Annotated in this window: 13 protein-coding genes; 4 read left to right on the top strand and 9 right to left on the bottom strand. The window is 68.4% G+C overall.

What is annotated here, in order from left to right; genetic code table 11:
• Positions 1-46 precede the first annotated feature (46 nt).
• Positions 47-577: a flavodoxin family protein gene (locus tag GO999_RS07325; RefSeq protein WP_058908529.1), complete on the bottom strand. Its 531-nt coding sequence runs from the start codon at positions 575-577 to the stop codon at positions 47-49.
• A gap of 572 nt (positions 578-1,149) precedes the next feature.
• Between GO999_RS07325 and GO999_RS07320 the strand changes: the two genes are divergently transcribed.
• The 4 genes from GO999_RS07320 to GO999_RS07305 all read left to right on the top strand — a co-directional run bounded on the left by GO999_RS07320 (position 1,150) and on the right by GO999_RS07305 (position 3,875).
• Entirely contained in the window at positions 1,150-1,626 is a 477-nt protein-coding gene (locus GO999_RS07320) for a hypothetical protein (RefSeq protein ID WP_011001454.1), read from the top strand.
• 452 nt (positions 1,627-2,078) lie between these two features.
• Positions 2,079-2,270 carry a YgaP family membrane protein gene (locus tag GO999_RS07315; protein WP_011001453.1) on the top strand — a complete coding sequence of 64 codons (192 nt, stop codon included), beginning with the start codon at positions 2,079-2,081 and terminating at the stop codon, positions 2,268-2,270.
• 43 nt (positions 2,271-2,313) lie between these two features.
• Entirely contained in the window at positions 2,314-3,330 is a 1,017-nt protein-coding gene (locus GO999_RS07310; RefSeq protein WP_020832204.1) for a zinc-dependent alcohol dehydrogenase family protein, read from the top strand.
• An 89-nt stretch (positions 3,331-3,419) separates the two neighbouring features.
• On the top strand, positions 3,420-3,875 hold the full coding sequence (locus GO999_RS07305; RefSeq protein WP_011001451.1) for a universal stress protein: 456 nt from the start codon (positions 3,420-3,422) through the stop codon (positions 3,873-3,875).
• Between the two features lie 90 nt (positions 3,876-3,965).
• Here the strand turns inward: GO999_RS07305 and GO999_RS07300 are convergent, their stop codons facing one another.
• From GO999_RS07300 to GO999_RS07265, 8 genes are all read right to left on the bottom strand, one after another.
• A complete protein-coding gene (locus GO999_RS07300) occupies positions 3,966-5,615 on the bottom strand; it encodes an SCO family protein (protein ID WP_019718661.1) in 1,650 nt (549 codons plus the stop codon).
• A 9-nt stretch (positions 5,616-5,624) separates the two neighbouring features.
• Positions 5,625-6,566 carry a hypothetical protein gene (locus GO999_RS07295; RefSeq protein WP_011001449.1) on the bottom strand — a complete coding sequence of 314 codons (942 nt, stop codon included), beginning with the start codon at positions 6,564-6,566 and terminating at the stop codon, positions 5,625-5,627.
• A 27-nt stretch (positions 6,567-6,593) separates the two neighbouring features.
• Positions 6,594-7,832, bottom strand: coding sequence for a tyrosinase family protein (locus GO999_RS07290; RefSeq protein WP_019718659.1), 1,239 nt, complete (start codon positions 7,830-7,832; stop codon positions 6,594-6,596).
• Between the two features lie 247 nt (positions 7,833-8,079).
• Positions 8,080-9,171, bottom strand: coding sequence for an IS630 family transposase (locus tag GO999_RS07285; protein ID WP_211906158.1), 1,092 nt, complete (start codon positions 9,169-9,171; stop codon positions 8,080-8,082).
• 72 nt (positions 9,172-9,243) lie between these two features.
• Positions 9,244-10,074: an aldo/keto reductase gene (locus tag GO999_RS07280; protein ID WP_211906704.1), complete on the bottom strand. Its 831-nt coding sequence runs from the start codon at positions 10,072-10,074 to the stop codon at positions 9,244-9,246.
• A complete protein-coding gene (locus GO999_RS07275) occupies positions 10,071-10,772 on the bottom strand; it encodes a 2OG-Fe(II) oxygenase (RefSeq protein WP_167798247.1) in 702 nt (233 codons plus the stop codon). Before GO999_RS07275 ends, GO999_RS07280 begins: the two co-directional genes overlap by 4 nt.
• Positions 10,769-11,359 (bottom strand): hypothetical protein, encoded by a 591-nt coding sequence (locus tag GO999_RS07270; protein WP_038961846.1) that lies wholly within the window; start codon positions 11,357-11,359, stop codon positions 10,769-10,771. Before GO999_RS07270 ends, GO999_RS07275 begins: the two co-directional genes overlap by 4 nt.
• Positions 11,360-11,374: 15 nt before the next feature.
• Entirely contained in the window at positions 11,375-12,100 is a 726-nt protein-coding gene (locus tag GO999_RS07265; protein WP_211906703.1) for an FkbM family methyltransferase, read from the bottom strand.
• Between the last annotated feature and the right edge of the window lies 1 nt (position 12,101).

Raw genomic sequence — 12,101 nt, 5'->3', positions numbered from 1 at the left:
ACTCTCCTTGCTCGTCGATTGTGCCGTCAGGCCGGCCGCCGGCGGGTCACGCCTCCGACGGCGACAGCCACGCGGCCCGCCGACGCGAAGCATCCCGGGACGCCGTCGCCCTGACCTGATGAATGAATCCGCTGATCTCATCTTGCGACAACCCGCTCGCAACGTCACGCTGCAGCAGCGCAAGCACCGGTGCGAGCAGGGTCGACGTCAGCCCCGCGATTTCCTCGATCGCATTGAAGGCGCCGCGCGCCGCCATCACGCACACCGCGGACAGCCTCACCGGAAACGGCAGTCGATCGGCCAGGAAGATGCGCATCGGCGAAGCCAGCCGCCCCGCCCACACGGGTGCGATCACGATCACCTGTTCGAAGCCATCAAGCGCCGGCCCTTCGTAGCGGTAGGACGCGCGCATGCGCAGGACGTTCTCGAGCACGCATCGCGCATCGCCCGAAAAGCCGGCCCGCGGACGCAGGTCGCCAACCTCGGCCAGGGCCCATCCGCTTTGCGCCGCCAGCCGCTGCGCGACCTGGCGGGCCGTGCCGGTACGCGAGTCGTACACGATCAGGACTGCTTCCATGATATGCCTCGCGCGAAACTGCAAGTGCCCGCGCCCCCGGACAACGACCGGCCGAACGCCAACCACCGGCCCGCGCGGCCACCCGCGTTGGCCTCGACAACCCGCACGATCCATGCCGCCTCGTATGCCACGCGCGATGCCTTCGGATCGCGCAGGCAGTTGGCCAGCGTGACCGTTCCATCCACCACCGGGACGTACGCGCGCGGCATCGAGCGGCTCGGCACCCGAGCGCCTTCGATGCGCCGAAGCCGATCGGCAAACCTGGCGCACGCGCCTGCGCGGGTTGCCCCGGGTTGGCCCGCAACACAGCCGCTGGATGGCGTCCGCGATTCCATCTTGGCGCACGGCATGGAATGCGCCTTGACGTACATCAGCGAAGCAGCACGCTCGCGATGACGGCAGCAGGCCACTGCGCGCCGACGCGCCGGGCGACCACGCCCTGCGCGACCTACACTGATCGCACCCACTGTCGATTCACAGAAACAAGCACCACCGGGACCGGCGCCGGGGAGTCCGAACATCATGCGAGACCACATCGGCAGGGCTTCGCGCACACGCATTGGAGGCACATCGTGGAACCACGCATCGATATTCCGCTGGAGATCTTCCGAACCCAGTTGCAGACAGCGCTGCATACCCTGACCACGCTGCAGGAAAGCCAGGAGCGCATGCTCAAGTTGACGCTCAAGAGTGTGGAGGATGCCGAGCAGCGCTCGCTCGAGGCATGCGCCTCGGCCTCCGAGGCGAAGACATGGCCCGAGATGGCGGCCCTGCCCACGTCGCTGCTCCAGTGCCGCATCGAACAGAACACCAAGATGTTCCAGACCATGCTGGGCCTCATGAACGAGCAGCATGCCGCCCTGCTGCAAGAGGCGCACACCTGTGCCGATGCGTGGCGCACCCTGGCCTCGAACTGGGGCAGCGATCCGCTGATGGCGCCGGTGCGCAGCCTGTTCGACCCTCTGAGCGAGACCCGGCCTGAACCGCCGGCACGCACGCCCGCCCCCGCCAAGAAGAGCGAAGCGACGGCGACGGCTTCGGCCACCTAGCGCACCGCGCGGGCGCGAACATCATCTCTTGCGCAGAATCAATCGGCCTGGCCGTCACGTGCCTATAGTTGGTGCAGAGGTCCGGCCGCCCCACCAAGAGGATCGCAGCAATCTGCGCGCGCCGCATCGTCCGCGTACCGACACGGCCACGCTGTGGCACGGTGCCCGGCTGATGCGCAGTCTGGTCGGGCACGTGGATTGCGATGTGGCCCCGAGCCCCGGAGTGATGGCGCGCGGCGCTGACTGTCGACGGCGGCACAATCGCCAGCGCGAATGATCGGCCAGCAGGCCGGAATGCTGACGGACGATGGACGACACGATCGGCCTCCCCAGCGGCGACGCGCCCCGCTGGCCGGCATTCCGGGACGGAGCAGGCGTTCGATCACGACACGACCGCGTCTGCCGTTCGCGGCACCCCGCCATTCCACATCACTTCGGGAGGGAGCAACGCCATGCATGCCAACGTAGGAACCCTGGACCGCCTGCTGCGCGTCGTGCTGGGCATCGCGCTGATCGCACTGGCCTGGACCGGCCGGATCCCGGCGTGGCTGGGCTGGGTCGGCCTGATTCCGCTGCTCACCGGCGCGGTCCGGACCTGCCCGCTGTACGCCGTGCTCGGTATCCGGACCAGCCGGCCTGAGTAGCCACCGGCGGCCGTCTCGCCCCGGATCGGGCACCGCATCCACCATGCCTGCCTCGATGCAAGCCATGGTCTGCTCGCGCGCCGGTGCGCCGCTGCAATGGCAGACCGTACCGCGGCCCGAACCCGGTCCCGGTGAAGTCCGGATCGCGGTGTCAGTGTGCGGCGTCTGCCGGACGGACCTGCATATCGTCGACGGCGAATTGCCCGATCCGAAGCCGGCGCTGATTCCGGGGCACGAGATCGTCGGCACGGTCGATGCGTGCGGACCCGGCGTCAGCGGGCTCACCACGGGCGAGCGTGTCGGCGTGCCCTGGCTGGGCTGGACCTGCGGCACCTGCCCGTTCTGCCGACGCGACCAGGAAAACCTGTGCGACCGGCCGCGCTTCACCGGCTACACGCGTGACGGCGGCTACGCCGAATACACCGTTTGCGATGCCCGCTACTGCCTTCCCATCCCGGCACGGTACGACGATGCCCACGCGGCGCCTCTGCTCTGCGCGGGGCTGATCGGCTACCGTACGCTGCGCATGGCGGGCGACGCGCGCCGCCTTGGCATCTATGGCTTCGGCGCGGCGGCCCACCTGGTCACGCAGATTGCCGTGGCCGAGCAGCGCGAAGTCTTTGCCTTCACCCGGGCGGGGGATACCGGCGCGCAGCAGCTCGCGCGCGACACCGGCGCCTGCTGGGCGGGCGCGAGCGAAGCGCCGCCGCCCGCGCCGCTCGATGCCGCGCTGATCTTCGCCCCGGTGGGGGCGCTGGTGCCGCTCGCGCTGCAAGCCGTCGTCAAGGGTGGCACGGTGGTCTGCGGCGGCATCCACATGAGCGACATCCCGGCGTTTCCCTATCGGCTGCTCTGGGAAGAACGCAAGCTGATGTCGGTAGCGAACCTGACGCGCGCCGACGGCCTGGCGCTGATGCGCGTGGCGGCGACGGTGCCGCTGCAATCGCACGTCACGCTCTACCCGCTCGCCGAAGCCAATGCCGCGCTCGATGATCTGCGCGCGGGACGGGTGACCGGCGCGGCCGTCCTCCAGGTCCGGAGCCCGATCGACGGGCCTTGATGCGTATCAAGGAGCGCGCCGCGCGAGCGGCTACGCTAAAAGCAGGCCACGCAGGGCGCGTGGCCGCATGCCCCGACACGGAGACTGCCATGTATGAACGCATCCTGCTTGCCGTCGACGGCAGCCACGCATCGGAACTGGCGCTGTACCAGGCCATCCTCGTCAGCAAGGTGAGCGGTGCAGAGGTCGAGGCACTGTTTGTGGTCGACAGCACCGATGCCTTCTTCACCCCCATCGGCTACGACGCGCGCGGCGCCGAAGCGCGCATCCGGGAATACGGCCGGGAGACCCTGGCACACGCCGCAGCCAAACTGGAAAGCGCGGGCGTGCGCCATACCACCAAGCTGATGGAAAAACCGTCGTCGCTCGGCCAGGTCTCGTCGACCATCGTGGAAGAGGCCAACGTGTCCAACGCCGACCTGATCGTGCTGGGCACGCACGGCCGCCGCGGGCTGAGGCACCTCGTCATGGGCAGCGTGGCCGAAAGCGTGGTCCACAAGACCAACAAACCGGTCCTGATGGTGCGCAGCGAAACCGGGACATGACGGCCCGGCGCGTGCGAGCTTGCGGGCCACTCCCGGCCTCGCGCGTCACGACACGCCGATAGGAGCATCGGCAATCGCACGGACATCGACTCACGAGGGCGGCGGCGACTCGCCGGTGGCTGCCTGCCGCACAAGCGGAACGGTCCGCCCGGCCGGGCGGCGCGGGCGCCGGACGGAGCCGATGCCCGGGCCACGCCCCCCGCCCCGGATGCCTGGTACGACAGCGGCCGCTGCCAGCAGCGATCCGACAGCGGTGAATGCAGCACCAAGCACCATCGCCATTGCATGGCCAAGCGCGAGCCCCGGACCGATCAGCGTGACCGCGCCGGCAACGGACCACGCCAGTGCCCACCATCGCTTGCGCGAGCGCGCGAACCATGCCATCGCGGCCAGATTGATGATCAGCAGCAGCAGGATCGCCGGCCAGGATTGCTGCCAGCCCGACAGATACGGCAAGGCAAGGAGCCCCGAACTGCTCAGGTAGGTCGCTCCGCAGATCGGGCATTTGGGCAGCAGCGCCAGCAGTAGCGCCCACAGGCCGGGGGCCGTACCGGTGATCGCCGCACCCTTGCCCTGCCCTTCGTCGATCCGCTCCGGCGCGTTCGTGATCCGCTGCACCTCGTTGACCAGCTCGACCGGATCCCAGCCCAGCCGCTGATAGGTCGCCCGGATCCTGCCCGATGCATCGAGCACGAAGACCTCGATGCGATGACGGTTCACCACGGACCCTGCAAAGTTCACGCCCAGCGTGAAGTAGTCCTGCAGCGCGTCCCTGCCCTGCGTCGTCCTGAGCATCCGGCAATGCGCCCCCGGCACCAGGCTGCGGCTCTCGGCATAGCCCCGCAACCGGTGGGGCAGGTCGAAGTCCGGGTCATAGGTGATGGCCGCTAGGCGAACCGACGTCTGTGCGCCGGCCGACACGAGCAGGCGCTGCACTTGCGCCAGCTGGCTGACGGTGAGCGAGCATTTCTGCTCGTTGTCGCAGCGCGTGTAAAAGAACGCGACGACGCTCGGCTGGCCCAGGAACAGGTGGTCCCAGGAAACGCTGACGCCGTCCTGATCTTCGAAACACACAGTGGAGATCGGTGCCGCGGCATCGCCGCCGGATGCAAACCTGCGCCAGGACAGGGGCAATGCGCAGCAATCGCTGCTGTCCGGCAGGTCACGGGCCGCGATGTCGTCCAGCACCGCCTGCACGGCCAGCCGATGGTCTTCGGCCAGCGGGCCGGCCGCGCCATCCGCCAGGTCTCGCAGACCCTGCCGGATGCCATGCGCTTGCGGCGCCAGCCAGCGCAGCGTGGCCAGGGCCTCGCCCAGTGCCGAGCCGGCGGCGTCGGATGCCGCCGTCCCTCCCCACACCGTCAGATCCACCAGATCGTCGCGGCGCACCAGCGCCTCGAGCGCTCGCAGCAGGATCGGCGCCAGCGCGGGGCTGGGCGCCTCCGCCTGACGCAGCGCGCGCGCCGCGGCGGCGAGGAGGTAGGGCTGGTGGCCTGTCTCGAGCTCCTCCAGCACGACGGGCATGGCCGCCGGCTCCAGGCCCGCGTTGCCGAGTTCGACCAGCACCCAGCCGCGCCGGCGCACCACTTCCGCCGCGCTGCATTGGACATACGCCGGGTGCTCCTCCCGCATCAGGACCAGCAGCGCCTGCGTGCGGGCGGAGCAATCCGGCTGCGCGGCGGCCTCGGCCACCGCCGCTTTGAAGCGCTCCTGTGTCCACGGCAGGAGACCGGACGCCACGGCGTCGCCTCAGCTGCAGCGGATCTTGAACTGCTCGGCGGCGGCCTGGAGCCCGGTGCCGCCCTCGCCTTCGGCGATCTTCTGGACGTGCGCCTGCAGTTGAGCGTCCGTGGTCAGGGCACCCGGGTCTCCGAAGTGCGCGAGGGCAGTCAGGCCGACGGTGCGCAGGTCGTCGCTCTCGCTGTCGTCCACGGCCATCTCGCGCGCGATGGCCTGCATGCGCTCGGGTGCCAGGTGATTGAGCGCGCCGGCCGCGATCTGCCGGATCTCGGTCGGCTCGGTCTTGTCCCGGAGCACATCCGCGAAGCGATCCGCCGAATCGGCATCGGCAGCCAGCACACGCAGCGCCTCTCGCCGCGCCAGCGCATTCGGCGGGGCTTTCTCGATTTTCCTGGCCACATCGTAGGCGCCGGCATGCGGGTCATAGCTGAGCAGCTGCAGCGCCTTCTCGGGCGGCAGCAGCGCGTCTTGCGTGCCTTCCAGCCCGCCTAGCAGCAGCGCCTGGGTGTCGGGGTCAAGCTCGCGGGCCAGAAGCCCGAACACGCGCTGCCGGATGTTCATGTCCGGGTCGCGGCGCAGGCTGCGCAGCGCTGTCATGTAGGCCGCCCGATACGGCGCGAACGCCGAAGGATCAAAGGTCACCGCCTGCAGCTGGGACAGCGCATTGCTGCGCAAGGTCGCGTCCACGGACGTGTCCTTCACCAGGCTGACGATTTGCTTGAACGTATCGCGATCGCCGGCCACGTTGGTCCCGATCTCGGCCAATGCCTGGGTCCGTTCCTTGAGCCGGGCCGAGGCATCGAGCACCGTCGACAGCAGCTTGGCGGCTGCCGCGACCACGCGCGCCGGCTTGGCGATCGCCTTTTTCACAGCGACGGCGGCCGGGCGCTTCGTGGCGGCCTTCCGGGCGGCGGAGCCGGAAGCCTTGCCCTTGGTCTTGTTTGCAGTCATGGTGGTGCGCTCCCAATGAAGGTCGGATCAGGGCAAGGGCACATCGTCGTAGGCAAAGCCGAGCTTGGCCGAACTGCTCACCACCCCCTGGAAGTCCAGCATGTCGCTGACGCGGGGCGCGTTCCCCGGCGCCGAGACGCACGACGATCCGGCCATGGCTCCGCCGGGGGCGGTCGACGGCCGAGGCGGCGTCACGATGCCGTTCCACGGCCACAGCGTGTCGTGCAGATTGTGGCCCGCGAGCAGGCTCGTCGGCGTCGGACCGGCGTCATAGGCGGCCGCCACGTTCGCATCGTACCGCCCCACCTGCGACTGCCATTTGGCCCACAGCCTGTCGACATTGCAGTGCAGCAGGAAGAACAGCGGATCCTTGGCGGCGGTCGGGATCGACGAGATGCTGCCCGAGAAATAGCTGACATGCGCGGAGCCGTGCGGATTGCCCTGCATGCCCCGGAAATTCCGGTACGCACTGCCGAGCGCCAGCGTCTGCGCCTCGGTCAGGATGTTCGGGGCGGCCTGCGCGCCAGGGCTCGCGCCCAGCTGGCGCCTCAGGATCCCCTGCACGCCGTCGGTGGCCCAGAACTGCAGCGGGTTGGCCGGGCTGAAACCCACCGTGCCGAGCGCATCCGGCACGCCGATGAAGTCGGTGGTGAACAGATTCGGCGCCGGCCGATCGAAGCGCCAATACGGGATCGTCACCGCGGGGTCGATGGCCTGCAGCTCGCGCTCCAGGTCGAGCAGATAGGCCCGGTGCCACGGCAGGAAGCCGGGGCCGCCATGGGCCTGCTGATCGGCACGGCCCGCGACGTGCATGTTGCGGAAATCGGTGAACCGCCCCGTCCCCCGGTTGTTGATCTGCGCCATGGCCGAGATGAAGCGGTCCCGCTCGGCCGGGGTCAGCTGATTCGCGTTCTTGCGCACCCGCACCATGACGGGCAAGCGGCCGAGTTCCGACGCCGGCCCGCCGACCACGATACTGACGTCGCCATCGGCCTGGCTGGGCGTGCCGAATTTTCCGCGAACGTAGACCGTCACGGAGGCACCGCTCGCCGGCAGCGGCACTTTGAGCGTCGGGGTGAAGTTGCCATCGGGCGTCGCACAGAACCGGATGGAGCCGCCATTGGGCTGGCGATCTTCCGACAGGGTTGCGACCACATCCGGCCCCGGCGTGGCATCGAGCAGGCGAAGCCGCAATGGCGACGGCGCCCAGGTGAGGTAGCGCGCGGCTGCGTCACCACCGTTGTTGATCGTGAAGTCGATTCGCATGCCCGGTACCTCCTCGTGAGTGCTTGAACGCCCTCGACCGTAGAGGGCGCGCCCTGGGGTACATCTTCAGCAAACCGGAGGATGGCGGTGTATCGGGCATCGGATGCCAGCCGCATGCCATTGCATCCGCTCCCCCCGAGATTTTCAACCATGGACCAAGGCAGCAGGTCTGTCAAAAAAGCAGGGACTAGCGAAAACCCCAGCGCATGCGCGAAGGCGCGCCAGAGACGGGCCTGCGCCGGACTGGCTAGTGTCCTGTTCCACTGATTCGTTCACAAAGTCTGTTGAGCTTGGTGAGGATCGAGTCAGCGGTGGCAGTCCACATGAATGGTTTGCAGCTTTGGTTGTAGCGAGTGACGAAGTGATCGATCTTCACGACCAACTCCTTGACCGAGGCGAACGAGCCGCGACGAATGGCTTTGTCGGTGATGATTGAGAAGAAGCGCTCGACCTGGTTCAGCCAGGAGCTGTAGGTCGGGATGAAATGCATGTGCCAGCGCGGCCGGGCGGCCAGCCAGGCCTTGACCTTCGGGTGCTTGTGGCTGGCGTAGTTGTCGACAATGCAATGCACATCCAGCTCGGCCGGGACGGCCTTGTCGATGGAGCGCAGGAACGCCAGGAACTCCTGATGCCGATGGCGCGGCTTGCACTCGGCCAGGACGGCGCCATTGAGGACGTTCAAGGCCGCGAACAAGGTCGTGGTCCCATGCCGCACGTAGTCGTGGGTGACGCCTTCGACGTAGCCGAAACCCATCGGCAGCAGCGGCTGCGTGCGCTCCAGCGCTTGGCACTGGCTTTTCTCATCCACGCACAGCACCAGCGCGTTCTCGGGCGGGTTCAGGTACAGCCCAACCACATCGCGCAGCTTCTCGATGAAGAATGGATCGGTGGACAGCTTGAACGACTCGGTACGATGTGGCTGCAGTCCCAGAAGCTTGAAGTAGCGATGAACGCTCGTGGGCGAGATCGCAGTCTCGGCCGCGATGCTGCGCACACTCCAGTGCGTGGCCCCGTTGGCGGGTTTAGTATGCAGCGTCTTGTTGATCAGATCAGCCACGCGCTCGTCATCGATGCTGCGCGGCTTACCAGGTCGCAATTCGTCGTACAGCCCGTTGATGCGTCGTTCGATGAAGCGGCGCCGCCACTTGCCGGCAGTGGCTCGGGTCAGTTGCAGCCGCTCGGCGATCTCACTGTTGGGCGCACCATCGGCCGCCGCGAGCACGATGCGCGCGCGCATCGAGAGCGCTGCAGGAATGGAGCGCGAGCGCGCCATCGAACTCAGTTGCGCACGCTCATCCTCGCTCAGGACCAGATCGGCCTTCGGTCGCCCCATTGGCATGTCGGTATCTCCTGTCCAAACGATACCAAACGCCAACGCAATACATATGCCATGTATTAACGGAACAGGACACTAGAAGCCGGCCGCCACGGGATCGGGCCCGATACGGCCATCCGCGCGATCGAGGCCCGCAATCGCGGCCTGGTCCGCCGGCGTCAGGCAGAAGTCGAAAACAGCGATGTTCTCGCGGATCCGGTCCGGGTGCGCGGACTTCGGGATCACGATCAGCCCGTTGTCCAAGTGCCAGCGTATGACGACCTGGGCCGGCGTCTTGCCATGGCGGGCGGCGATCTCCCGGACGGTGAGGTCGTGCAGGAGCCCGCCTTGGCCCAGCGGGCTCCACGATTCCGTCCGCACGCCGTGGCGCGCGTGGAAGGCGCGCAGCGCGCGCTGCTGAAACCGCGGATGCAGCTCGATCTGGTTCACCGCGGGGGCTTCGCCGGTCTCACCGATGATCCGCGCCAAGTGCTTGGCGCCGAAGTTCGACACCCCGATCGAACGCGCCCGCCCCTCGTCCCTGAGCCGGATCAGTGCCCGCCAGCTTTCGACATAGCGCCCCCGTGAGGGTGCGGGCCAGTGGATCAGGTAGAGGTCGATGGCGGGTAGTCCCAGGCATCGCAGGCTTTCATCGAAGGCGCGCAGGGTGCGGTCGTAGCCCTGGTCCTCGTTCCAGAGCTTCGTGGTGACGAAGACCGCGGGCTCCGCCCCAGCCGCGCGCACGCCTTCGCCGACCCCGCGCTCGTTGCCGTACGCGGCGGCGGTGTCGACCAGCCGATAGCCGGCCTCGATGGCCGTCCGCACGAGCCCGGCGGTCTCCCCGGCCGGCGTGCGCCAGAGGCCCAGCCCGAGCTGGGGCATCCGTGCCCCGTCGCCGAGCGTGACGATCGGCTGCGTGTCGGTCACGGCGCGCGCAGGAAGAAACCGGCGATGCTGACACGCACATGGGCACCGGCGTTCTGGTCGACCCGCGCCACGCGGTGCGGCCGATCCTCGCCCAGCAGCACCAGTCGATTGGGGCTGGGCGCAATCGCGAGCGCAACGTCGGAGATCATGGCCTCGTCCGGGCCGTCGTCCGAAATCCAGGGCAGGTCGCCTCCAAGCGCCGGCGAAGCCGCCAGCCCCGCCGGACTGGCGGGTGGATAGACGAAGAGCTCGCCGCCCCAATGCAGCCGCCACCGCGCATGCAGGAAGAATGCGAAAGACCCGGTGTACCTGGCCGCATCCTGGTGCAGCGAGAGTGCGCTCCCCACGGGGTACAGCCAGGGACAGAGGTAAATCCCGGCCCAGTCGACGCACTCGGCGCCGGCCACATCCGGGTGCAGCGCCGACAGGGTCCTGACCGCGTCGATCAACTGGTCGACGACCGTGCCGGTCGGATAGGCCGGGCCCTTCCAGTCGAAGCGGCCGTCGGGGTCGTAATAGACCGACGGCCCGCGCTGAGGATTGCCGTCCCACAGCCGCCATACCCGATCCCACTTCTGCCCGTGCACGCCATGGTAGTCGCTCTGGGCAACGTGGTCGCGCAGGGCGGCAAGGGCGTTTGCGCCCAGCAGGCCGTCGGCGACCAGCAGTCCGCCCTGGTGCAAAGCAATCGAGCTCATCGGACGCACCCCGGCATGGCCGCCGCCGGCCGGGGCGAGAGCGATGGCGGAAACGCGTTGCGCCGCCCGTCGTGGAGCAGCCCGGCCCGCTCGCCGTCGGCGAAGACGTAGTTCAGGAACAGCTGGCCAAAGTTCTCGCCGCCGAACGGCTCGCGCCAGTGGTCGATGCTGTCGCCAAGATAGACGACCGCATCGCCCGGCCGCTGGGCGACGGCAACGTCGGGCTCGAACCAGATCGGCGGCGCGTGGCCATCGCTGGAGCCCAGATGAATCGTCGCCGCGATCTGGCAGGCAGCCCGGTCGCGATGACGCGCCAGATCGTCTCCGTGGAAGTAGAGCCGGGCGTAGGCGTAGGTGGGCAGAAGCCAGCAGCCGCACACCTGCTCGATGCCGGACTTCAGAGCCAGCAGCGTGGCATCCAGGGTAGCGTCGCCCCAATGGCTGTCGGCCGTCGGCGATTGGCGGTCGCGCTTGGCCTCGCCCCGCCAGTTCCGCAGCAGCAGGACGTAATAGAGCATCCCCGCCCATCGCTCGTCGATGAGCGCCGGAACGATCATGAACCTGCGCCGGGCGAGTTCCGGAACCATGCCTGCCCTCACACCTCAGCGTCCCGGCCCGAGGCGGCGGCGCCAGACAGCGCTGCGCCAGGCCGGATCCACGGCCGCGCCCCCGGCGTCATCCGCCAGGACATAGCCGTCGTCGATGCCCAGGTCCCTGGCCCGCACATAGCCGCGCGCCTCCAGGAAACCGCGGATCGGCGCGCGGATCGGACCATTGTTGTGCTCCACGGTCAGCACCCGCACCCGGTATTCGTCGAACGGAAAGCTCTTCAGCAGCGCGAGCTCAGAGCCTTCCGTGTCGAGGCTCCAGTAGTCGATCGTCCTGGGCGCGCCCGCGCTTCGCAGCACCGAGCGTATCGTGCGAGCGGCCTTGCTCACCGTCGGCGCCGGCGCCCCTTCCGGCCAGCGCCCGCCCAGCATCCGGCGCGTGAACGAGAGGTGCCGCGGGTCGTACGCTTCCATGATCCCGCCGTAGACGCCGGCCGCTTCCAGGAAATCGACCGCTCCGTCGCGGTCGTAGAGGCAGCAGTCCAGGCAGACGCAGCCGCGGTTGGCCCTCAGCTGGCGAAAGGCCTCCGCGTTGGGCTCCACGCAGATTCCGCTCCAGCCGTATCGGCTCTCGAGCAGCCAGGTGTTGCTGCCCTTGCGTCCGTTGGAGGCGCCGGAATCCAGGAAATAGCCGCCGACCTGATGGCCCAGGACATCCGTCACGAACAGGTCCTGGCCCTGGTATGAGTAGCTCGGCAGGTCGTTCGGCAGGTCGGTCATG

The organism is Ralstonia nicotianae (genome assembly GCF_018243235.1).
GTDB classification, from domain to species: Bacteria; Pseudomonadota; Gammaproteobacteria; order Burkholderiales; family Burkholderiaceae; genus Ralstonia; species Ralstonia nicotianae.
This window is presented reverse-complemented; position numbering and strand designations above follow the sequence as displayed.